Origin of the sequence: Flavobacterium labens (genome assembly GCF_048286755.1) — a bacterium.
GTDB lineage: Bacteria > Bacteroidota > Bacteroidia > Flavobacteriales > Flavobacteriaceae > Flavobacterium.
In genome coordinates this window covers 73,537-97,207 of the sequence record NZ_JBLVPL010000008.1, presented here as the reverse complement: position 1 = coordinate 97,207, position 23,671 = coordinate 73,537, and the positions used below count along the sequence as shown (strand labels likewise).

Annotated in this window: 15 protein-coding genes; 10 read left to right on the top strand and 5 right to left on the bottom strand. The window is 33.8% G+C overall.

Translation table 11 applies throughout. From position 1 onward, the window contains the following. The 3 genes from ACNQF8_RS14540 to ACNQF8_RS14530 form a co-directional block, all read right to left on the bottom strand. Positions 1 to 324 (bottom strand): nucleoside triphosphate pyrophosphohydrolase family protein, encoded by a 324-nt coding sequence (locus tag ACNQF8_RS14540; protein WP_417951359.1) that lies wholly within the window; start codon positions 322 to 324, stop codon positions 1 to 3. Positions 325 to 527: 203 nt separating this feature from the next. Beyond that, positions 528 to 1,121, bottom strand: coding sequence for a hypothetical protein (locus tag ACNQF8_RS14535; protein ID WP_417951360.1), 594 nt, complete (start codon positions 1,119 to 1,121; stop codon positions 528 to 530). Positions 1,122 to 1,284: 163 nt separating this feature from the next. Further along, positions 1,285 to 1,923 carry a hypothetical protein gene (locus ACNQF8_RS14530; protein WP_417951361.1) on the bottom strand — a complete coding sequence of 213 codons (639 nt, stop codon included), beginning with the start codon at positions 1,921 to 1,923 and terminating at the stop codon, positions 1,285 to 1,287. Between the two features lie 444 nt (positions 1,924 to 2,367). Between ACNQF8_RS14530 and dnaK the strand changes: the two genes are divergently transcribed. Next, the gene (dnaK, locus tag ACNQF8_RS14525; protein WP_417951362.1) at positions 2,368 to 4,254 is read left to right on the top strand and encodes a molecular chaperone DnaK; all 1,887 of its coding nucleotides are present in this window, start codon (positions 2,368 to 2,370) and stop codon (positions 4,252 to 4,254) included. Between the two features lie 87 nt (positions 4,255 to 4,341). Here the strand turns inward: dnaK and ACNQF8_RS14520 are convergent, their stop codons facing one another. Continuing rightward, positions 4,342 to 5,238 (bottom strand): Brp/Blh family beta-carotene 15,15'-dioxygenase, encoded by an 897-nt coding sequence (locus tag ACNQF8_RS14520; RefSeq protein ID WP_417953808.1) that lies wholly within the window; start codon positions 5,236 to 5,238, stop codon positions 4,342 to 4,344. 113 nt (positions 5,239 to 5,351) lie between these two features. Between ACNQF8_RS14520 and ACNQF8_RS14515 the strand changes: the two genes are divergently transcribed. Further along, positions 5,352 to 6,077: a bacteriorhodopsin-like gene (locus ACNQF8_RS14515; RefSeq protein ID WP_417951364.1), complete on the top strand. Its 726-nt coding sequence runs from the start codon at positions 5,352 to 5,354 to the stop codon at positions 6,075 to 6,077. A 334-nt stretch (positions 6,078 to 6,411) separates the two neighbouring features. Here the strand turns inward: ACNQF8_RS14515 and ACNQF8_RS14510 are convergent, their stop codons facing one another. Continuing rightward, a complete protein-coding gene (locus ACNQF8_RS14510) occupies positions 6,412 to 8,985 on the bottom strand; it encodes a zinc-dependent metalloprotease (protein ID WP_417953809.1) in 2,574 nt (857 codons plus the stop codon). Positions 8,986 to 9,330: 345 nt separating this feature from the next. Between ACNQF8_RS14510 and corA the strand changes: the two genes are divergently transcribed. The 8 genes from corA to ACNQF8_RS14470 all read left to right on the top strand — a co-directional run bounded on the left by corA (position 9,331) and on the right by ACNQF8_RS14470 (position 23,665). Continuing rightward, the gene (gene corA / locus ACNQF8_RS14505) at positions 9,331 to 10,401 is read left to right on the top strand and encodes a magnesium/cobalt transporter CorA (protein WP_417953810.1); all 1,071 of its coding nucleotides are present in this window, start codon (positions 9,331 to 9,333) and stop codon (positions 10,399 to 10,401) included. A gap of 54 nt (positions 10,402 to 10,455) precedes the next feature. Continuing rightward, a complete protein-coding gene (gene pta / locus ACNQF8_RS14500) occupies positions 10,456 to 12,549 on the top strand; it encodes a phosphate acetyltransferase (protein ID WP_417953811.1) in 2,094 nt (697 codons plus the stop codon). Position 12,550: 1 nt separating this feature from the next. Then, positions 12,551 to 13,735, top strand: coding sequence for an acetate/propionate family kinase (locus ACNQF8_RS14495; protein WP_417953812.1), 1,185 nt, complete (start codon positions 12,551 to 12,553; stop codon positions 13,733 to 13,735). 97 nt (positions 13,736 to 13,832) lie between these two features. Further along, on the top strand, positions 13,833 to 16,577 hold the full coding sequence (locus ACNQF8_RS14490; RefSeq protein WP_417953813.1) for a helix-turn-helix and ligand-binding sensor domain-containing protein: 2,745 nt from the start codon (positions 13,833 to 13,835) through the stop codon (positions 16,575 to 16,577). Positions 16,578 to 16,819: 242 nt separating this feature from the next. After that, positions 16,820 to 19,828, top strand: coding sequence for a SusC/RagA family TonB-linked outer membrane protein (locus ACNQF8_RS14485; protein ID WP_417953814.1), 3,009 nt, complete (start codon positions 16,820 to 16,822; stop codon positions 19,826 to 19,828). Positions 19,829 to 19,832: 4 nt separating this feature from the next. Then, on the top strand, positions 19,833 to 21,287 hold the full coding sequence (locus ACNQF8_RS14480) for a RagB/SusD family nutrient uptake outer membrane protein (protein ID WP_315210392.1): 1,455 nt from the start codon (positions 19,833 to 19,835) through the stop codon (positions 21,285 to 21,287). Positions 21,288 to 21,304: 17 nt separating this feature from the next. Then, positions 21,305 to 22,207 (top strand): LamG domain-containing protein, encoded by a 903-nt coding sequence (locus tag ACNQF8_RS14475; RefSeq protein WP_315210395.1) that lies wholly within the window; start codon positions 21,305 to 21,307, stop codon positions 22,205 to 22,207. Positions 22,208 to 22,279: 72 nt separating this feature from the next. Further along, positions 22,280 to 23,665: a glucoamylase family protein gene (locus ACNQF8_RS14470; RefSeq protein WP_417953815.1), complete on the top strand. Its 1,386-nt coding sequence runs from the start codon at positions 22,280 to 22,282 to the stop codon at positions 23,663 to 23,665. The last annotated feature ends 6 nt before the right edge of the window (positions 23,666 to 23,671 follow it).

Here is a 23,671-nt window from a genome sequence, read left to right as displayed (position 1 = left end):
TTATTCCTCTAATAATTTTTCGGTTTTTGTCAAAAAAGATTCTATTGATTCATTAATATCTATGTCCATTCGGTCAGCAAGTACTGTGAGCCACCAAATACATTCACCTAATTTATGCTGCAGTTCAGGGTTTGTATCTCCTTTTGGCCAGCGACCTTGTTGTGACATGGTGTGACGTCCTACTAATCCCGCATCCGTAAGAAAAGCCAAAGCATCTTCTTCTACCGTCCATTCACTGCCGTGGTGCGTTTTTTCCAGTTGATGGTATTGTTCTCTGATTTTTAACGCCCTTTCTTTGATTTCTTTTAAATCTAAATTGTTCATTTGTTATTTATTTGGGTTAGTCGGGACGTGAGCTTTTGATAGAGTATTTGTAATTAAAAAAAATCTAAATTTTTCAGGTCACGAGCGGGACGCTCGCGCGAGCTGAGGAAAATTAAGTGTTTTCAACTTAACGAAAATACGATTAAAAACGGTAATTCCTTTAGATTTGCAAAGGGCTACAGACGTGTGCTATGTGCCGTTTTTTATTTGTTTTCTATAATATATTCACCTTTGATAAATTTAAGCTTAAATCTTGGAAGCATATTTCCTTCAACAGTAATTTCATTTAATTCCCCTCTCAATGTTATGTTCTTGCCTTCTAATTCGCTCTGAGATTCTTTAATTCCATTTTCAATTTTTACATATTCAAATGAAAAAATTCGAGTTCCTTCTGCATTATTTACTCCTGTAAAAAATGTATTAGCTTCATCTTCTTTTAAGTGGGTACTGTTGATATAACTTTTACTATTAAATGGATGAGTAGGCATAATCATTTCTTTTGACTTCAAAAACTTCACTTTTACTAAAGCTTGATTTTTGGTTAATTTTTTTTCATTTAAAAGCCCTGCAATGGAATAAATATAAATGTATCGTAAAACTTTTTTTTCAGTTTGCATAGAATCATTTGGTTCTATAAAATTCAATAATTCTTTTGATAATTTTTCAGATTTTACCCAATCTTCGTTAGATAGATTTTCTATTAAGAGGTTGTATTTATCTTCGAAAATCTTCGAATCATTTTTTTGTCCGAAACAAAAGTTTGTAATTAAAAGTGTTATTAAAAGAAATTTTTTCATTTGTGTTGTTTTAAATGGCATATAACGTTCTTGTATTAATGCGGGTTTGGGACTAAAGTAAGATTTATTTTGCGGTTATCACTAAACATCCAAATACAAAACCAACTTTCCATTAAGCCAATTGCCCAAATCCGTTGTAGTAGCTGTTATAGGCAGGTTTTATTTATTTTTTTGTAAAAATAGCATCTCCATTTCCAATCCAATAACTATATCTGCCTTTCGGTAGTTTTTGTAGCAATTCACGATACTTTACTTTTAGATTAAGTTCCTTGTCCAAAAAATCTAATACTTTTTGTGCTTTTTTTCGGTTTTCAGGTGTGTCTTTTTCATTTTTTTGATTGGGGGTTAATTCCCAAAAACTATATTCTTTAATTACATTATTAGATTTAATATTAAACTCTGTGTGAACACCGTCAAGCCCCATTACACAATCATCATTTTCGGTACAATTTTTAACAGTTTCAAGCGCAATCTTTTTGAATTCAGAAATTAGCTTTTCAACTTTTGATTTTTCAATCTGCATTTTACCTACAAAAAGTTCACTTTTGTTTTCAAAATCTCTGTCAATCACAATGTTTACTGTACCAAAAAAATCACCATCTAATTTTTCAATAAGCTCTATTGTTAGAGGAGAACTCGATAATTTAATTTGATAAATGGTCTTATAAATTTTGTCATTAAAATTAATAGAATCTTGTTGTTGATTTATTAACTTTTCTTGAGATTGAACAAAACTAGAATTTGCTATTAAACAAAGAAAAAGTAAAAAATATTTATTCATCTGAGTTGTTGTTTTTAGCATTCGTTTAAACTTGCCTATAACTTGTATATACTCGCTACAAACTAGCGCATATCCACCCAAAATCAGGTTGCTTAGCGCTACAAATAGCATTTTATCGTTCCGCTAATGTAGTTCATTTATTACGAATTATTGGTATTGAAATTCTAAACTTAATTGGATAATAACAAATAAACTTAGGAATCAAATTTCCTAGCCCCGATAGTAGCGGCATCCTTTTCTTTTTTTCTTTAAAAAAGAAAAGATACAGCGGAGAGCGGGAATAGCTCCTAAATTACAACCTCCGCCAAAATGACAAACGCTCTAAAATGTCATCTTGTCAGATTTTTTTCCGCCAATTTTAACATAAACTGACAATTTAATAGGCCATTTTGTATTGGCATAAAGATTGACTTATCGACCACGAGTAATATAATTGAATATACAATAAAATTAAATATATTAAAAATGGGTAAAATAATCGGAATTGATTTAGGTACGACCAACTCTTGTGTTTCTGTAATGGAAGGTAATGAAGCAGTTGTTATTCCTAATGCAGAAGGAAAAAGAACAACACCATCTATCATCGCTTTTGTTGAAGGTGGAGAGATCAAAGTAGGAGATCCTGCTAAAAGACAAGCGGTAACTAATCCAACTAAGACTATTGCTTCTATCAAACGTTTTATGGGACAAGGTTTTGGTGAAGTTTCGGCTGAAGCAAAAAGAGTTTCATACAAAATTGTAAAAGGGGACAACAATACACCACGCGTGGATATTGATGGTCGTTTATACTCTGCTCAAGAATTGTCAGCAATGACTCTTCAAAAAATGAAAAAAACTGCTGAAGACTATTTAGGTCAAACAGTTACTGAAGCAGTTATTACTGTTCCTGCTTACTTTAATGATGCACAACGTCAAGCGACTAAAGAAGCTGGTGAAATTGCAGGTCTTAAAGTTATGCGTATAATCAATGAGCCTACTGCTGCTGCACTAGCTTACGGATTGGATAAAAAAGGAACTGATCAAAAAATTGCTGTTTACGATTTAGGTGGAGGTACATTTGATATTTCTGTTCTTGAATTAGGAGACGGAGTTTTCGAAGTATTGTCAACTAATGGAGATACTCACTTAGGTGGAGATGATTTTGACCACCAAATTATTGACTGGTTAGCAGATGCATTTTTAGCTGAAGAAGGTATTGATTTACGTTTAGATCCAATGTCATTGCAACGTTTGAAAGAAGCTGCTGAGAAAGCAAAAATTGAATTGTCTTCTTCTGCAGAAACTGAAATCAACTTGCCATACGTTACGGCTACTGCTTCAGGACCTAAACACTTAGTGAAAAAATTATCTCGTTCTCAATTTGAAAAATTAACTGACGATTTAGTAAAACGTTCTATGGCACCAGTTGCTAGAGCTTTGAAAGATGCAGGTTTAACTGTTTCTGATATTGATGAAGTTATCCTTGTAGGAGGTTCAACTCGTATGCCAAGAATTGCTGACGAAGTAGAAAAATTCTTTGGTAAAAAAGCGTCTAAAGGAGTTAACCCTGATGAGGTTGTTGCTATTGGAGCAGCTATTCAAGGTGGAGTTCTTTCTGGAGATGTAAAAGATGTATTGTTATTAGACGTTACACCTTTATCTTTAGGTATAGAAACTATGGGTGGAGTTATGACTACATTAATTGAGTCTAACACAACTATTCCAACTAAAAAATCTCAAGTTTTCTCAACTGCTGCTGATTCTCAACCAACTGTTGAACTACACGTTCTTCAAGGAGCTAGAGCAATGGCTGCTGATAACAAAACTATTGGTCGTTTCAACTTAGATGGTATTCCACCAGCACCAAGAGGAGTTCCTCAAATTGAAGTAACTTTTGATATCGATGCTAATGGTATCATCAAAGTTTCTGCAACTGACAAAGGAACTGGAAAATCTCACGATATCCGTATCGAAGCTTCTTCTGGATTAACTTCTGAAGAAATCGAAAGAATGAAACAAGATGCTGAAGCTAACGCTGAGTCTGACAAAGTTTTAAGAGCTAAAGCGGAGAAAATTAATGAGGCTGACTCAATGATTTTCCAAACTGAAACTCAATTGAAAGAACTTGGAGCTAAATTAGCTGATGATCATAAAGTTGCTGTAGAATATGCATTAACTGAATTGAGAATGGCACACCAATCTCAAGATGTTCCTGCAATTCAAACGGCGCTGGATAACATCAACGCAGCTTGGAAAACAGCTACTGAAGCAATGTACGCTCAAGGAGAACAAGGTCAAGGTGAAGCACAACCTCAAGGGGATGCTGCTCAAGGAGACAATGTTGAAGACGTTGAATTCGAAGAAGTAAAATAATAAATTCTTGTAACGATGCACTGCGGTGTATCGCTACTATAGATTTAGAAAACCGTTCACCATTGGTGAACGGTTTTTTTTATGTTTCTATTTTTTAGTTTGTTTTGTGCCAAACATGTTAGTAATCACTAGCGCATGCGGAAAGGTTATGGCTGCCAAAAAGGAGAAAAACAAAGCGTTAAAAAGTTGTTCCTCTTTACACATATAATAGATTAGTGTAATTCCTACTATAGATAGCAACCAATAAATCCCTGCGGTCTTGCAATAGGCGATAAAATATTTTATTGAAAACGAACCATTTAAAAACTTAATCTGGTCAATTATAGAAGGGATACTGTGCCATAAAACAAAATAAATAGCAAATCCCCAAATCAGACTGGAAGACTTAAAAAGGATTGCAAAGAGAACTAAATAAAAGAATTCTAAAAGCAGTTTTCTTCTAATTTTTTCTAATTTCCAATATAAATAGGCACTTAAACCAATAAAAGTGGCTGATGAAATTTGTAAAAGTAAATCAAAGTATAGACTTGGTATTTTGATATTTGCGATCTTTAAAATAATACTTTGTACTTCACTGGAGTGAAAAACAAAAAGTAATTGTAAGATAATGAACCCGTATAAAAACTGAAATACCATTTGGAACCATTTCGGAAAGGCGTCCAATAAATCTTGCCATTGCTGTTCGCCAAAATGATAAGCGCTTATAAGTATGAATAATAGTAGCGCCAGTTGGGGAATTATATAAAACAACAAGGCGCCTATTAAAACGACTACGACATAATATCCTAGTATTTTAAACCAGGAATTGGACTGTTTTGTGGCTTTAATATTTTTAATTAAAAGTAAATCGTTTGCACCATGTAATATTCCAAAGGTAAAAATTAAGAAGAAGCCCAACATTATTTGGATTTTTGTCGAGAGAAAGGAATCCATCCAAAGCCCGAAAAAGCTTGCTACAATTACAATATTTGAATAATTTTTCATGAATTTTGATTATTGTTTAAAATTAGTTAAAAAATATTAAACAAAAATGATTTTTTATTGTTTAATTTTTATTACATTTGGTTAAACAAAAAAACCATTAAAATTATTTATTTATGACAAATTTTATGTTTATTTCAGGATTAGTCGGAAAATTATCCCCAACCGATTACGTAGGGTTTACTTTCTTTGTAGGCTGTATGGCTATGATGGCCGCTTCAGCATTTTTCTTTTTATCCTTGAGCCAGTTTGATAAAAAGTGGCGTACTTCAGTTTTAGTATCCGGTTTAATTACCTTTATTGCTGCAGTACATTATTTCTACATGAGAGATTATTGGGCATCATTTGGTGAATCGCCTACCTTCTTTCGTTATGTAGACTGGGTACTTACAGTGCCATTGATGTGTTTAGAGTTTTATCTGATACTTAAAGTAGCAGGAGCAAAGCAATCGTTGCTTTGGAAAATGATTGTTTATTCGATAGTAATGTTAGTTACAGGTTATTTCGGAGAAGTTGTATTTACTGATAGTGCTGCACTATGGGGATTCATTTCCGGAGTTGCTTATTTTGCTATTGTATATGAAATTTGGTTGGGAGAAGCTTCAAAATTAGCTGCTGCAGCTGGAGGAGAAATTCAAAAAGCACACAAGATTTTATGTTGGTTTGTACTTGTTGGATGGTCCATATATCCATTAGGATACATGATGGGAACCACAGGATGGTACAATGGATTAATTCCTGCCGGTAATATTGATGTGGTGTACAACATTGCTGATGCAATCAATAAAATTGGATTTGGTTTAGTAATCTATAGTTTAGCAGTAAAATCCCAAAAAGATTAATTCCTTTTTTTATTTTTTTTAATATTTGATTGGAAAACCGGACTAGCGATAGTCCGGTTTTTTTGTGTCACTTAATGAAATAAAACACCCGACCTGTTTTTGAAGCAAGTCGGGTGTTTTAATTCTATTATTATTTATCACGTAGAGATCACTGTAGTACGTCGTCTATATAAAGTTGGTCTATATGAAATGCTTCTTTTCAAGGAGCGTTTAAAAACGTCATAAGAACCTCGAAATGCGTTAGTACATTTCGCATATTCCTACGATGAAATAACATTCATTACAAAGCAAAAAAAAGGGAAAATGTTGTTAAACATTTTCCCTTTTTAATTCATTATTTAGGATCTAAAGCTTCTCCTATTCTAGAAATTAAATCTTGTAAGTGATATCTACTCATTCGATCAGTCATTCTCGATGAGGCTAATTTCATCTCGTTTTTCAAACTATTCAATTGACCTCTTGCAATAGAAGGTAAATCAGTTTGAGCAAGATTTACTCTTCTTGTCGTGAAACCGTAAGTAACTCCTACAGGAACCGCTCTTACCATGGCTGTACCTGGTTTAAGTAATTCAATCATTTTGTCAACATATAATTTTTGAATGTTTCTGCGATACACATCAATTGAACCACTTCCTTTCAATTCAGAAAAGATTCCATTTTTTAGGTCGCTTACTAATTCATCAACAGTATAGTTACTTTTACTCATAGAAGAAGTTTCTATAAGGCGAACCATTCTGTCTCCAGCTAATAAACTTGATAAGGTAGCATCTTGCATTCCTTTGATTGCTTCAACACCACTTTCTGGGTTTATTTTTGAAAGTATATTTTGATCCAATAACCATTTTGGTGTAGTGAACAATTGAGTGTTCAAGAATAAAACGGCATCTTTTTGGATAGCTTTTGGAACTACTTCAAATTGATTTCCTGTCATGTCATACGTTTTTGGAGAATCATAGATTCCACCTACGTTTTTAGTAACATGTCCCATATATCTTCTGAATTGTCCAGTAAGTGCGCCGTAAAGTTCGTCTAGTTCAGCATAGCTTTCTCCATTTTCTTTAGTCCACTCTAATAAATTAGGCAAAATTCTTTTTAAGTTTTTGATTCCGTACTCAGAAGCTCTCATGGCATTATCTCCAATATCCTCTGTTTGGTATCTTGGGTCATAAGGACTTGTTTCAGAACCAAACCACAAACGATTGTTTTTGTATGCTTCCTTAGTCATTTCATTCAACTTCGCTTTTTCCTCAGTTTCAGTTTTAGCTCCGTCAAAATAGGAATAACCCCATTTAATAGCCCATTTGTCATAATCCCCAATTCTAGGAAATAAGGAAGTAACGCCATCTTCTGGTTGTGCTACATAATTAAAACGAGCATAATCCATGATAGAAGAAGTATGGCCGTTTTTATCTTGGTAGGCTTTATCTCTTAGTTTTTCAACCGGAGTTGCAGAGCTTGCTCCCATGTTATGACGCAATCCTAGTGTATGTCCTACTTCATGAGAAGATACAAAACGGATTAATTCTCCCATTAATTTATCATCAAACTTTTTTGTTCTTGCTGCAGGATCTACAGCTGCAGTTTGAATCAAGTACCAGTTTCTTAAAAGACTCATGATATTGTGGTACCATCCGATGTGGCTTTCCAAAATTTCACCACTTCTAGGATCATGAACATTAGGTCCGTATGCGTTTTGAATTTCAGCCGCAAAATATCGTAATACTGAAAAACGGGCATCTTCCAAGCTCATTGTTGGATCATTTTCTGGCCAATATTCGCCACGAATTGCATTTTTCCATCCTGCAGCTTCAAAGGCAATTTGCCAATCATCAATACCTTGTTTGATGAATTTTTTCCATTTGTCAGGTGTCGCTGGGTCAATGTAGTATACAATTGGTTTTAGTGGCTCAATTAATTCACCTTTTTTTTGCTTTGCAGCATCTTCGGCAGATTTTGGCTCTAAGCGCCATCTTACAGCAAAAGTTTTAGTGTCTGATTTTTGAGATTCTTCTTCAAAAACTCCGTATTCGTTTGCAAAATATCCTACACGTGCGTCAAATTCTCTTTTGCGCATAGGTGTTTTTGGCAATAAAATCATAGAAGTATTCATCTCTACCGTGATTACACCTGCATCTAATGCAGAAGGTAAATTAACTCCAATTTGTGGTGTTGGAGTAATTGAAATACGAGGCGGAGTAGTTGTAAAAGTTTTTACAGTTCTAATCTCAGTATTTATAGGATAACTGCTTATTTTTGAGATGAATGATTTATCCTTTTGAAAAGCTACAATGTTTAACAATTGTTTTTTAATTGGATCTAATGAAAAAGTCTGAATATCACCATCGAAAGTGCTCGTTAAATCGATTACATATCCAGCATTATTTTTACCAGTAGAATCTTTTTTGAATGCCAAGATATCATAGTTTCCAATAATTGGATCAGAAGTTGAATTTTTAACTGCTTGAGCCATTGGTTTATCATCGTCCGGAGACATAATAACGTAGGTAACAGATCTAAGAAGAATGTTGTTGTTCAGTCCTTTTTCCCAACGAACTACTTGTCTGTTGATTTCTTCTCCACCAAAAATTCCTCCTCCAGCAGGAGTTTTAGAATATCTGGTAATTGTCATTATTTCACTTCCTAAAAGGGAGTCTGGAATTTCAAAAAGATATTTGTCATTAATTTTATGAATGTCAATTAATCCTTTTTGTGTTACTGCGGTTGAGTCAATAACTTTTTTGTACGGTTTTGGTTCTTTTTTACCGTCTTTGGATTCTGGTGCTTTAGCTTCTACTTTAGCAGGGGCATTTTTGTCTGCTCTTTTCTTTTTTTTGCTTTGTGCAAATGTGCCTTGCGCAAAACAAAATAACAAACAGGTAATGATTAGGGTTAGTTTTTTTTTTACCATTTAGTTAATGTATTTAATAAAGTTTATAATTGGTTATGGTCAATAAGTCGCATTTTATTGTGTTTTGTTACGACATAAGCTCAAATTTATTGATATATTTTTTATAAAAAGGCTATTTCGAGGTGCTATTTTAAATAATTAACAATATTTAACAATCGTTGATTAATGGCTTTTTCTATAACGGAATATGATTTTTCTCATGAAAGGAATAAATATTTCGAGTTACTTTTGTCGTTTTAAATACTAAATTAAACCCGTTTTTTTCATTTTTAGGAATGTCAAAAGTATCAAGAAACGATTTTTTTGTAAAAGTTTTTTGTAATATTACTACGTAAATCAGTTGGCATGAGAAAAATTAAGTACAAGAAAGGAAAGAAAATGCAACCCTATAATTTAGAATATACGGGAATTCATAAAAGTAAGGAGTCAGAACTGCAGTTGTTTGTTTATGATGATTTGAATCTTACCGAATATGAGGATTTTAAGGTTTCGGATTTAGATAAATATATTGATGAGCAAAAAACAAATTGGATTAATATACATGGTTTAAATAATGTAGAGTGGTTAAAATCAATTGGAGATTATTTTGAAATCGATAATTTTATGTTGGCCGATATTTTGAACACCTCCCGAAGAACTAAACTGGAAGAGTCTCATGACTTTCTGTTTTTTAACATAAAATCACTTTTGCCTTCGGAACATTCGGATAATATTAGTGTAGAACAAATTAGTTTTTTGTTAAAAGATGGGATTTTAATTTCTTTTCAGGAAAAGCGAAGTGATTTTTTTACGCACATTCGAGAGCGCATTCGAACGCATTCAGGAATTGTCAGAACTAAGAAAGCGGATTATTTGTTGTATGTTCTTCTGGATGCCATTATGGGGAATTTCTACATCACTTTAGAAAATGAAGAAGACAATATAGAGGAATTGATTAATCTTACTAAGGAAAGTGTTGATCCAGTAATTTTAGAAAAAATAGAGAAACACAGGGATAATTTAAACTTTCTAAAACGCTCTATCATACCGCTTCGGGATTCGTTGTATGATATAAAAAGCATAAAAGACGATACTATATTTAATGCGATGGAAGCAGATAGTTTCAGCTTTTTTTCCCGATTGCATCAAAAGAGTTTAGAACTTCTAGAACAAATTGAATCCGATATGAGTTCTTTGGAAAGCGCCTCTAATTTCTTTTTCTCAGCACAAACACATAAGATGAATGAGATTATGAAAACGCTAACCATAGTATCAGCAATATTTATTCCGCTTACTTTTATTGTAGGGGTTTATGGAATGAATTTTGAATATATGCCGGAACTCAAGCGTCATTATGGCTATCATACCGTAATGGGTGCTATGTCTTTAATAGTAGTTGGAATGATTATTTATTTTAAAAAACGCCGTTGGTTTTAGGGATAAAAAAGGATTGCATCCAATTCATTTGGATTTAAATTTAAAAATAAAAAGATGAACAAGGCCATATACATTGCAACAAGCGAGCAAAATAGCGGAAAGTCGATTATTACGTTGGGATTGATGAGTATGCTCATTGGCAAAATGGCCAAAGTAGGTTATTTTAGGCCCATTGTTGAAGATTTTGAAGAAGGAGGATTTGATAATCATATTGAAACCGTGATTGGTCATTTTGGAATGGATATTGAATTTGAAGATGCGTATGCCATTACAAAAAGTAAATTAATCAAAAAGAAGAACAAGGGAAAAATAGGAGAGGTTCTCGACTTGATTATTGAAAAATACAAGAAATTAGAAGAGCGTTTCGATTTTGTTTTGGTAGAAGGAACCAGTTTTACAGGAGAAGGAACTGTCATCGAATTAGATATGAATGTTCTGATTGCTAAAAATCTTGGTATTCCAACAATTATTGTTGGTTCCGGAGTTGGGAAAACATTAGAGGAATTAATAGATAGTCTTTATTTGGCATACGATTCATTCAAAGTTAAAGATGTTGAAGTTTTGGCTGTAATCGCCAATAAAGTGCAGCCTGAAAATATTGAATTGGTTACGAATGGCTTAAGGAAAAGCTTGCCCAAAAGTATATTGGTGAATTCCATTCCTTTGATTCATAATCTAAATAATCCAACGGTACAGGAAATTGTAAATGAGTTAGATGCCAAAGTTTTATTTGGCTCGGCTCACTTGAACAATCAAACTGGAAATTTTAGTGTGGGTGCCATGCAATTGTGTAATTATTTATTGCATTTGAAAGAAAACAGTCTGGTAATAACACCCGGAGACCGCGCCGATATTATTCTTGGCGCGCTTCAAGCTAATGAATCCGTAAATTACCCTACAATATCAGGCATAGTTTTGACAGGTAACATTTTGCCTGAAATCAGTATTTTGAAATTGATAGAAGGACTTTCGACGATTGTTCCGATTATTGCCGTGGAAGAAGGGACTTATTTTATCACCAATAAAATAGGATCTATAAAATCTAAAATTTACGCGAATAACAAGCAGAAGATTGAAATTTCGATTACTACTTTCGAAAAATATGTGGACTTAGACAACTTGGCTGAAAAGCTGATTACTTTTGAAGCTGAAGGAATGACGCCAAAAATGTTTCAATATAATTTGGTAAAAAGAGCAAGAAAACACAGAAAACATATTGTGTTACCAGAAGGAAATGACGATAGAATTATCATGGCAGCTTCACGCTTATTAGAAATGGATGTTGTAGATATTTCGATCATTGGCAACAAGAAACAAATAGAAAGTAAAGTTGCTGAATTAGGGTTGTTTTTTGATTTTTCCAAAGTGCAAATCATTAATCCGATAGAATCGGAACATTATGATGATTATGTAAACACCTATTATGAGTTGCGAAAAGCAAAAAACGTAACCATAGGAATGGCTAAGGATTTAATGGAAGATGTTTCGTATTTTGGAACGATGATGGTGTACAAAGGCCACGCTGACGGAATGGTTTCCGGAGCGGCTCATACCACGCAACATACTATTTTGCCAGCATTGCAATTCATTAAAACAAAACCCAATTCATCGGTGGTTTCATCCATATTTTTCATGTGTTTAGAGGATAGAGTTTCAGTTTTTGGAGATTGTGCCATTAATCCAAATCCTACTGCAGAACAACTGGCAGAAATTGCCATTTCCTCTGCCGATTCCAGTTTGGCTTTTGGTATTGAACCAAAAATCGCCATGCTTTCATATTCTTCGGGTTCTTCCGGAAAAGGAGATGAAGTGGATAAAGTAAGAACTGCAACTGAAATAGTGAGAAAAAAACGCCCCGATTTAAAAATCGAAGGCCCCATTCAATACGATGCTGCGGTTGATATGGCTGTTGGAAAAAGTAAAATGCCAAATTCAGAAGTGGCAGGACAAGCCAGCGTTTTGATTTTTCCAGATTTAAATACAGGAAATAATACCTACAAGGCAGTGCAAAGGGAAACAGGAGCTCTTGCAATTGGTCCGATGTTACAAGGATTGAACAAACCGGTTAATGATTTAAGCCGCGGTTGTACTGTTGATGATATTATAAACACAGTCGTGATTACAGCGATTCAAGCACAAGGATTATAAAATGAAAATAGTAATTATAAACTCAGGGAGTTCTTCTATAAAATACCAGTTAATTGACATGCCTTCTTGCGAAGTTATTTGCTCTGGGATGATTGACAGAATAGGATTAGAGACGTCAAATTTGAGCTATGAAACCCATCAAAATAAAATTGATGAATCTATGCCAATTCCCAATCATAAAATAGGGTTAGAAAAAATCGCTCGCTTATTGATGGATGAAAAAGTAGGTGTGATTAAAAGCACGCTCGAAATTGATGCTGTAGGTCATCGTGTGGTTCACGGAGGTGCGGGTTTTTCAGATACCACCATCATCAACAAAAAGGTAAAAGACAAAATAAAACAACTTTTCGAATTGGCACCATTGCACAATCCTGCTAATTTTGAAGGAATAATTGTAGCGGAAGAAATCTTTGGCACTGCTAAACAAGTAGCTGTTTTTGACACTGCATTTCACCAAACAATTCCAGTTGTGGCCTATAAATATGCCCTGCCTAATTATCTTTTGACCGAAAATAAAATTCGAGTTTACGGTTTTCACGGTACAAGCCACAAATATGTTTCTGAAAAAGCGATTAAGTTTTTACAAAATAGCTCCAAAATTATCACCATACATTTAGGTAATGGATGCAGTATGGCGGCTATAAAAGATGGGAAAAGTATCGATACTACACTCGGTTTTGGACCAATGAATGGTTTGATTATGGGAACTCGTAGTGGAGATGTCGATCAATCAGTGATATTTTATATGGTCAATTCATTGGGTTATTCCCTTGCCGATGTCAACACCATGTTGCAAAAACAAAGCGGAATGCTTGGACTTACAGGTTATAGTGATTTAAGAGATATTGAATCTCAAGCAGGACAAGGAAATAAAGATTGTCAAATGGCATTGGCAATGAATGCGTATCGAATCAAGAAATATATAGGTTCTTATACAGCTGCTTTAAATGGTTTAGATGCGATTATTTTTACAGCTGGAATTGGAGAAAATTCTTCTTATATGCGAAAATTAGTTTGTACAGATATGGAGTATTTTGGAATTGAACTTGATGATTCTAAAAATGATATGCGTTCGAAAGAAATTCGGGAAATCAATACACCAGATTCCAAGTCTAAAATAGTAGTTATTCCTACCAATGAAGAGATTGAAATTGCCAATCAAGTCTTTGAATTACTGATAAAGTAAGAAAATAAAAAACCCAAAGAAGCTTCTGAATTCAGAGGCTTTTTTTATACTTTTTATTGAATAAATCTAATTATATTTGGATACTAAACACCACATTTTGAAAGCAAGAATTACAGCAATAATCCTACTCTATCTTATCTCATTTCAATTGTATTCGCAGGAGTTACTTCCTTTTGTGGAAAATTATAATAAATCTGATTATCAAGGAGATAATCAAATTTGGAATGTAGCGCAGGGCAATGATAATGCGATGTATTTTGCCAATAATTATTATTTATTGCGGTATGATGGTGTAAAATGGGAAAAATATTCGCTGCCTAATAAAACTATAATTCGTTCTATAATGGTGGATGGCGACAGGATTTATTCCGGTTCGTATAAAGAATTTGGCTTTTGGTATCGAAAAAATGGGAAGATGATTTATGTTTCTATTTCTGATACCTCTAAGGTTTTTGATGAAAGTGATAATGAGGAGGTTTGGAAGATATTTAAATTTAAAGGTAAAATTTATTTCCAGTCTTTTAACGGTCTTTTTCAGTATGATGGAAAAACAATCAAGAAAAGTAAATTTGATTTTCTGGTTTCCTATTGTTTTCCCGTTGGCAATGATTTATTAGTGGCATCGGTAGAAAAAGGAATTTATAAAATGAAGAATTCCAAGTTTGAAAAGATTCAAGGCTGGTCCGTTTTAGAGAACAACGTCATTCATGCTATTGAAAAACACCAAAATAAAACGTATTTCTTCACTAAAAAAAATGGAATTTATGTGGAAGAAAACGGTATTTTGAAAGAATGGCAAAGTCCTTTAAATACCATTTTAAAAGCCGCAAATATCAATGTCGCCAAATTCATTAAAAACAATAAATTGATTATAGGAACTGCAAATAAAGGAGTTTATATTTTTGATTTGAATTCTGGCACTTACAAAAACATCAATCGAAATAATGTATTGATGAACAACTCCATTTTGAGCATTGGTCTCGACAAAGAGAATGATTTATGGTTAGGGTTAGACAACGGAATTGCTCATATTGAGGTTAATTCTCCGATTTCTATTTTTTATGATAATTCAGGTATTTTAGGTTCCGTTTATTCTGTTGCGAGTACTTCAAAAGGTTATTTAATGGCTTCTAATCATGGTGTTTTTAAATATGAAGACAAACTACTTTCGTTGATCCCTAACACGCAAGGACAAGCATGGAACATCAGTAAAATAAATAGCAAATACCTCATAGGCCATAACGAAGGCACTTTTGTATACGAGAATGGATTGTTTTCTAAGTTAAGTACTATAAACGGAGGTTGGAATTTAGTCAAAAGCAATATTAATAATTCCTATTTACAAGCAACATACAGTGGCGTAATTATTTATAATGATATTAATGATTTGAATCAAAAGATAGTTATAAAAGGAATATTGAAACCGATTAAATATGTCGCGCAAAATAGAAAAAATGAAATTTGGGCTGCGGATAATAATAGAGGCTTGTATCGAATTCTTTATAATGATGCATATGAAACAACCGATATCAAGAATGTTACCCAACACAGTAAAATAAGTAATGATTTTGGAGTAAAAATATTTGAGTTCAGAAATGAAATCCTTTTTTTAATAAATAAATCGTGGTATACCTATAACTCAATCACCAATCAATTAGAAGAAAATGAATTGTTTAATACTAATTTTAAAAACGTATCAAACATTGTTTCTATTGATGAAAATCATTTTCTGATACTTCAAGATGGACTTTTGTATCATATTTATGCGCATGAAAATAAGTTTATCCGCAATATTATTCAAGAGAAATATTACAAAGGTAAAATCATTAATGACAATCTAAAAGTATTTAAAAACAAAGATAATTATCTGTTAAACCTTGATGATGGTTTTATTTCGTTACAATTAAAATATGCAAACAAGAAAGCATCAAATATAAGTGTAGAAGCCTTTGTTAATGATGATTTGGTTAAAAACAATTCAAAGATTCCGTACAATTCTGAGCTCCGCTTACATGTGATATCAGGTGCTTTTGGCGCAACAAGACCTAACTTGTTTTATAAAATAAATGGAGCCAAAGAATTTATTCCTGTAAATGAAGGTTTGATTGTTTTGAACAATTTAAATAGTGGTTCCAATGAGATTACCGTTTACCTTCACGACGGCCTTACGTATGATAAAATTTCCAATTTCCAATTTGTTATGGCTAAACCATGGTATTTTTCTTTTTGGATGATTTTATTATATCTAGTTGTGATTGGAGGTATATTTTATCTGTATTACAAGTGGAATAAAATGCGATACATACAAAAACTGGAGTTGCGTGATGAAGAGTTGAAACATCAAAAGAAAATTCTGGAGATGGAATTAAAAGCCGAAAATGAGTTGAACATTCAGGAGTATGAAAAACACATTTTAGAACTGGAACTGCAAACCAAATCTTCTGAGGTTGCAGGCAAATCACTTTCGATTGCGAAACAAAGTGAAATGATTGAAAATATTCAAAGTATTCTGGATTCAGATATGGATTTTAATAAGCTAAAAAGTGAAATTAAAAAAGCCATAAAAATCAATGCCGTTAACAAACATGAATGGGAAACGTTTGAAACAAATTTGAATCAAATCCACAATGAATTTATAATTAACCTTTCAAAAAAATATCCAAACCTGACTTCAAAGGATATTAAGCTTTGCATTTACTTAAAAATGAATCTTTCCTCCAAGGAAATTGCACCCATGATGAATATTTCTTTCAGAGGCGTAGAGCTTCATCGTTATCGCTTAAGAAAGAAGTTAAACCTTGTTCAGGATGAAAACCTCTCTAAATTTTTATTAACTGTATAAATAAGCTTTATTTTTTATAGATAATATATTATTTCAGTGTATTTATTATGGAATTGCAACACATCATTACTACATCATGTAGATGTAGTGCAGTGTCTCATAACCGCTCTTATCCGCAGTAAAACATAGATTTAGGATCTTGTTTTGCTGTTTTGATGTATTCGTGTAGTATCGCCGTTTTGCTTACTATAACGTTGTAATTATTTACTTTGGCTCCACTAACTTTAACAAATCATTACTATATGAGAAATATTATTTTTAGCTTTTTAGCACTCATTTTACTACCGGCCTACATGTCTGGACAAGTAATTAAGGGAAAAGTATTAGATAAGGATGGAATTGGGATTCCGGGAGCCATGATAGTTGCGGCTGATCCTAAAACTTCAACTGATACCGATTTTGACGGTAATTTTAGTATCAATGCCAAAGTAGGCGAGGTATTAAAAATTAGCATGGTAGGTTTTGAAGCTTTATCAGTTCCTGCAACAGCATCATCCATGAGCATAAAATTACAAGAATCCAAAGACACTGAATTAAAAGAAGTAGTTATCATTGGTTACGGAACCAGAAAAAAGATTGATAACACTACGGCAATTACTTCATTAAAAGCAGAGGAAATATCTAAAACCAAGGTATTGAATGCTTCGCAAGCCATACAAGGTAAAGCGGCGGGTGTTCAGGTAATTTCTTCGGACTTACCGGGAAGTACGCCTTCAGTAATTATTAGAGGTTTAGGTACCGCTTTAGGTGGACGAACTCCTTTATATATTGTTGATGGAATGCCTACGGAGAATATCAATAACATAAATACGAATGATATTACTTCGTACGAAATTTTAAAAGATGCATCAGCATTAGCAATTTATGGAACCAGAGCTGCTAATGGTGTAATCATTATTACAACCAAAAAAGGTAAAGGAGACAAGGTTTCTGTAGAATTTGAAAGCTTTGCCGGTTTTAGAGCACCTTTGAAAAAAGTAAAAATGGCAGGAAGTAATAAGTACTCACATTATTCAAATTCAGCTTTGCAAACCACTACTTTTTCACAGGATCAACCCGTAAATACAGATTGGTTTGATGCTATTACGAGAACAGGTTCCTATACTCAAAATAACGTTTCGGTTTCTGGTGCAACGGAGAATATTAAATACTTCTTTAGTTTAGGAAATTATCAAGAGAAAGCAATTCTTAACGGATTGGATTACAGTCGTACCACTTTTAGAAACAATAACGAATTCAAAATTTCTAAAAAACTGACTTTAAATCAAAACTTCAGTTTTGGTTCAGCAAATTCAACTCCAAAACCATTAAGTGCTTTTACTAACGCTTACAAACAATCTCCTATTGTTCCCGTTCGTTTTTCAAATGGACAATACGGTGTTTCTTATGTTGGTACTGATGGTTTTGCCGGTACTGCCGGTTCTTCTTTTAACAATGTTGGAAATCCAGTTGCTCAATTAGACTATTTTGATGAAGAGCAAAGAAGCATAACGTTACAAGGTGGTTTGAAATTAGATTATGATGTTGTAAAATCATTAAAATTCACGTCACAATTTAACGGGGAATATTATTCTTGGAAAAATTATAATTACGAAGACACTAAAACAATTTGGCAATCTAATAATAATCCGGGTCAGTTAAGCAGTATTATTTATCCAGCGGATAAAAATATTAATTTATTGACAAAAGGCAGAAATCAATATTTCAATTGGAACCTGTCTAATTATTTGACGTACAATAAAGTTTTTGCAGAGATACATGATGTCGAATTAACAGCAGGTATCGAAACTTCGGTTAGAGGAGCTAGAGAACAATTGACTGTTGCCAGAAAAAATGTAAATGCAGATTCAAATTACTGGTCATTAGCAGGTGTTGATTATGTAGGAACAGTTGTTAATTACAGAGATGAGGTTTTTAATGAAAATAAAATAGCTTCTTATTTTGGTCGTTTCCAATACAAATTAATGGACCGATATTTATTTACAGGTACAATCAGACGTGATGGTTCATCAAATTTTGGTAAAGAGTATCGTTGGGGAACTTTTCCAGCCTTTGGTTTAGGATGGGTTATCACCAAAGAAGAGTTTATGGCTAATGTAAAAGGAATAGACTTATTGAAATTAAGAGGAGGTTGGGGTAAACTAGGAAACCAAAATGTACCTCTTAATAACCAAGCATACAGCTCTGGTCTTACGTATTATTTAGGAGGTTCTCTATTGAATGAAGGAACTACAATCAATTCTCAAGTAGATCCAAGTTTGTCATGGGAAATTACCGAAGAAACGTCTGCAGGTATAGATTTTGAATTATTGAACAACAGATTGAAAGGATCGTTTGATGTTTATGATAAAACAACAACAAATGTTATTTTGAACACAAGACCTTACATTACTTCAGGAATAAGTAATTCTTCACCGGCACATGTTGGAGAAGTGTCTAATAAAGGATATGAAGTTGCTTTGCGTTGGGACGATAAATTAACCGATAATTTAAGTTACTGGGTTGGAGGAAATTTTTCTAACAATAAAAATGAATTGACAGGTTTAAAAGATGCTACGCTTGCGCCAATTACCGGAGGAGATTTAGGAAATGGACAATGGACAAAATTATTAGATAATACTTCTGTAGGGAAACCATTAGGTAGTTTCTATATGTATGAATATGCTGGTTTTGATGCTACAAATGGTAAAATGTTATACAATACTGCCGTAGGTACACAAGTAACTCAAGATGCTTTAGATGCTAATGCAGATAAAAAGTATGTAGGTTCGATTTTACCAACATCAACGTATGGCGTTACTTTAGGGATGAACTATAAAAACTTTGATTTCTCAGTGGACGGATACGGTACTTCTGGTGCTAAAGTGTACAATGGTAAAAAAGCACAACGTTTTACAGGAGAAAATATTGAAGATTCATTAGCAACAGATTTTTGGACAGTAAACAATACAACTGCTTCAAAACCTGGTCCGTTTAATCAAGTTCCGGTAGCATCAACTTATTATTTAGAATCAGGCGATTTCTTTAGAATCAACAATATTACTTTAGGATATAAAATTCCTATGAAAGGAGAATTTTTAAATTCTTGCAGAATATATGTAAATGCTATAAATCCATTTATCACTCAAAAATTCTCAGGTTTCTCTCCGGAACTAAATGGTAATGGAGATCCTTATGGAACACAAGGTATTGAGTTGGATGCCTACCCAACATTAAGATCAATTGTTATTGGTGCTAATTTAAAATTTTAATACAATGAAAAAGATATATATATCAATTTTTGCGCTATCCGCATACTTTTTCTCGGGATGTTCAAACGACTATTTAGATGTAGATCAAACAGAATCTATTTCTACAAAAGATATTGAATTATTCAATAACGATGCAGGAGCAGCCACTTTTGTAACGGCAATCTACAGTAAGTTTTTAGATTGGAACATGACTTCATTTTCTTGGATTGGGTTGTCAAGTATTGCTTCTGATGATGCTGACAAAGGATCGTCTCCAGGAGATACAGGCTCAGATAAAGATTTAATGGATGCCTTGACCTATAATGCTTCAACGCCATCAACAAGTGAGATTTTCGCAGCTAATTACGAAGGAATTAACAGATGCAATCAAGCATTAAGTATTATTCCGCAATTAGACAAAGCTAATCCTGCTTTACGAGCAAGATTATTGGGTGAAGCTAAGTTTTTAAGAGCTTTTATGTATTTTACTTTGGTGAAAACCTATGGTGGTGTTCCTATTATTGATCATTTACCAAATCCTTCTTCTGAAGAAGACAGAATCATGCAGTTAACGCGTAAATCAAGTGCCGAAGTATATGCTTATATCGAAAGTGATTTGAATGATGCTATTGCGGTATTGCCAAATAAATCAGAATATGCTGCATCTGAAAAAGGAAGAGCTTCAAAAGGAGCTGCCTACGCTTTATTGGCAAAAATAAATTTATACCAAAAGAACTGGCAGAAAGTTGTGGACAACTGTAATTTGGTTACAGGATATGCTATTGTTTCGGATTATGCTTCTATGTATAAATTGGCAGGAGAGAATGATGCCGAATCTATTTTTGAAATCCAAGGAACAGGTTCTGTACCAGCCAAAGGAATTTCAGGTTATTCTAACACACAAGGTGCTCGTGGTGCCGGTGGTTGGGGTTGGGGTTTCAACACACCATCTCAAAGTTTAGTAAATGCTTATGAAACGGGTGATGTAAGAAAAAATGCAACAATCATTTTTGCAGGAACTACATTATATGATGGCAGGGTAGTACCATTGACGGTTGAAAATCCAAGATACAATTATAAAGCATATTCTTCTGCTTTTACAGATGGTTGGGAAACCGATGTGAATATCAAATATTTGAGATACGCTGAGGTTTTATTAATGAAAGCCGAAGCGCTAAATGAATTGAATCAAACTCCTGCTGCGATTCTTTTGTTGAACCAAATTAGAACAAGAGCTGGATTAGGGAATACAACTGCTGTTTCTCAAGGCGATGTAAAAACTGCGATTTGGAAAGAAAGAAGAGTAGAAATGGCATTTGAGCACGATAGATTCTTTGATTTAGTGCGAACAGGACAAGCTGTCGCTGCATTTGCTATTCATGGAAAAACATTTGTTGCAGGTAAACATGAATTGTTTCCATTGCCACAAGCTTTCATTACACAAGCAGGTGGATTATCAACACAGAATCCTGGTTATTAATTTTAAAAAAAAGTAAAATGAAAAAAAATAAATATATTTTCTTATTTGCTTCTGTTTTAGTTTCACAATTTTTTGTGAGCTGTAACGAGGATAGTATAGATAAAGTTAATGCACCAATTGCTTATGAAGCAATTGGTGGGTATGAAAGTTCAGATGATGTTGCTGCAGCAAACTTAATTACTAAATTTAGTTTTGAGAACAGTATTGCTGATTCAAAAAATGGAATAACAGGTGGAGTAGGTAAAAATGTAACTTATGGAAACGGGATTAAAGGAATGGCTTATAAAGGATCTTCAAGTTCTTTTATTGCTTACAGCGCAGTGGCAAGTTCTTTGGTTGATGTAAAAAGTATTACCGTTTCTATGTGGATTAATACAAATCCACATACAGGAGGAGCACAGTCATTATTTATGTTGCCAAAAACTACAGATTTTTGGGGTAATATTTTCTCATTAGTTGAAGGTACAGGTCCTGCAACAACGATGTTAGTAAAAAATCACATTCAAAAAGATGTAACTCCTAGTATTGCTTGGTCAGGTCAGTTTATAGAGCATGGTGGTGCAAATGTTCTAACAAATATGTTTGGAACATGGAAACATGTTGTATGGACATACAGCGGAGCTAGTTCTACTTACAGCATCTATATTGATGGACAAAAGCTTGATTTGCCTACATCAATAAGTAAGAGATACGCAAGTGATCCTCTTACCGGTGGAGTTGGTTATGGTGATCTTGCCAATTCGAATGTCTCAAAATTCATTATTGGAGGATTTCAACAGCATTTAGGTGCTCCATGGGGAGCTGCTGATGGCTGGATGTTGAATTATACAGGCATGATGGATGAGTTCAGGATATACAATGCTGCTCTTTCAGATAATGAAGTTGTTGCTTTATATAAATTAGAAAAAGACAACAGATAAAAGCACTCTTATTCACCTAGTTTTCTATAAACTAGGTGTTTTTTCAATTATTAATACTTTTATTTTATAAAAATGAAAAAGTACTTATACGGACTAATTTTTTTAAATCTTTTTATTTCTTGTTCATCATCGTCTCCTGAAGGAAAAGGCGGCGGTACTCCATTACCAACGAGTCCGACTGTGCCTTCAGTTCCTTTAACTGATACCGAAGCGATGGATCAAGTACAAAAAGATGCTATCAAATATTTTTGGGAATATGCCGAAACCAATTCAAAATTGGCACGGGAACGTTACCTTACTGAAGATCCTAGTTTTGAAGCTAATATTATTACAACTGGAGGTTCAGGATTTGGGTTGATGACACTTATTGTAGGTGTGGAACGAGGTTTTGTACCAAGAGCCGAAGCAGTTTCTCGCCTTACTACAGCAATGACCTTTTTGGAAAACGCAGAACGTTTTCATGGTGCATGGCCGCACTGGATAAATGGGACGACAGGAAAAGTAATCCCTTTTGGAACAAAAGATAATGGTGGAGATATTGTTGAAACTTCTTTTTTATGTCAAGGATTATTAACCGTTAGAGAATATTTTAAAAACGGAAACACTGCTGAAAAAGTCTTAGCCAACAAAGCAGATGAGTTGTGGAAAGGCGTAGAGTGGGATTGGTACACAAAAGGAGAAAATGCCATGTATTGGCACTGGTCTCCTAATTATGGTTGGGAAATGAATTTCAAACTAGAAGGTTATAACGAATGTTTAATTACTTACGTAATGGGTGCTGCTTCTCCAACACATCCAATTCCAGCTGCAGCGTATCATCAAGCTTGGGCTCGTAACGGTGCAATCACAAACGGAAATTCTCAATATGGAATACCGGTAATTTTTAATTATAATGGTGCTACAGGAAATGTTGGGCCTTTGTTTTGGGCGCAATATTCCTATTTGGGAATGGATCCACGAGGATTAACGGATGCCTATGCCAATTATTGGACAGTGACACAAAATCATTCTAAAATCATCAATCAATATTGTATTGCCAATCCAAAACAATGGGCGGGTTATTCCGATAAATGTTGGGGACTTACTGCTAGTTACACCAGAAATCCCGACGGTACTACAGGATATACAGCGCACCAACCATTGAATGATACGGGAGTAATTTCACCTACAGCAGCTTTATCTTCTTTTCCATTTACACCTGCGGAAAGCATGAAGTTTTTACATTATTTATACGATGAAAAAAAGAGCACTTTAGTTGGAGTTGCCGGACCTTATGATGCCTTTTCGCCTCATTATAATTGGGTAACACCACGTTATTTAGCTATTGATCAAGGAGCAATTGTTCCTATGATTGAGAATCATCGTACCGGATTGATTTGGAAATTATTTATGCAGGCACCTGAGGTAAAAGTGGGGTTGAAAACATTAGGTTTTTCGTCCACTCAATATGGATTTTAAAATAAA

Excerpts from the sequence above, each read along its gene's own strand:
- ACNQF8_RS14510 (WP_417953809.1), bottom strand. The coding sequence starts at position 8,985 with ATGGTAAAAAAAAAACTAACCCTAATCATTACCTGTTTGTTATTTTGT.
- ACNQF8_RS14535 (WP_417951360.1), bottom strand. The coding sequence starts at position 1,121 with ATGAAAAAATTTCTTTTAATAACACTTTTAATTACAAACTTTTGTTTC.
- dnaK (WP_417951362.1), top strand. The coding sequence starts at position 2,368 with ATGGGTAAAATAATCGGAATTGATTTAGGTACGACCAACTCTTGTGTT.
- ACNQF8_RS14495 (WP_417953812.1), top strand. The coding sequence starts at position 12,551 with ATGAAAATAGTAATTATAAACTCAGGGAGTTCTTCTATAAAATACCAG.
- pta (WP_417953811.1), top strand. The coding sequence starts at position 10,456 with ATGAACAAGGCCATATACATTGCAACAAGCGAGCAAAATAGCGGAAAG.
- corA (WP_417953810.1), top strand. The coding sequence starts at position 9,331 with ATGAGAAAAATTAAGTACAAGAAAGGAAAGAAAATGCAACCCTATAAT.
- ACNQF8_RS14475 (WP_315210395.1), top strand. The coding sequence starts at position 21,305 with ATGAAAAAAAATAAATATATTTTCTTATTTGCTTCTGTTTTAGTTTCA.
- ACNQF8_RS14530 (WP_417951361.1), bottom strand. The coding sequence starts at position 1,923 with ATGCTAAAAACAACAACTCAGATGAATAAATATTTTTTACTTTTTCTT.
- ACNQF8_RS14480 (WP_315210392.1), top strand. The coding sequence starts at position 19,833 with ATGAAAAAGATATATATATCAATTTTTGCGCTATCCGCATACTTTTTC.
- ACNQF8_RS14520 (WP_417953808.1), bottom strand. The coding sequence starts at position 5,238 with ATGAAAAATTATTCAAATATTGTAATTGTAGCAAGCTTTTTCGGGCTT.
- ACNQF8_RS14485 (WP_417953814.1), top strand. The coding sequence starts at position 16,820 with ATGAGAAATATTATTTTTAGCTTTTTAGCACTCATTTTACTACCGGCC.
- ACNQF8_RS14515 (WP_417951364.1), top strand. The coding sequence starts at position 5,352 with ATGACAAATTTTATGTTTATTTCAGGATTAGTCGGAAAATTATCCCCA.
- ACNQF8_RS14540 (WP_417951359.1), bottom strand. The coding sequence starts at position 324 with ATGAACAATTTAGATTTAAAAGAAATCAAAGAAAGGGCGTTAAAAATC.
- ACNQF8_RS14470 (WP_417953815.1), top strand. The coding sequence starts at position 22,280 with ATGAAAAAGTACTTATACGGACTAATTTTTTTAAATCTTTTTATTTCT.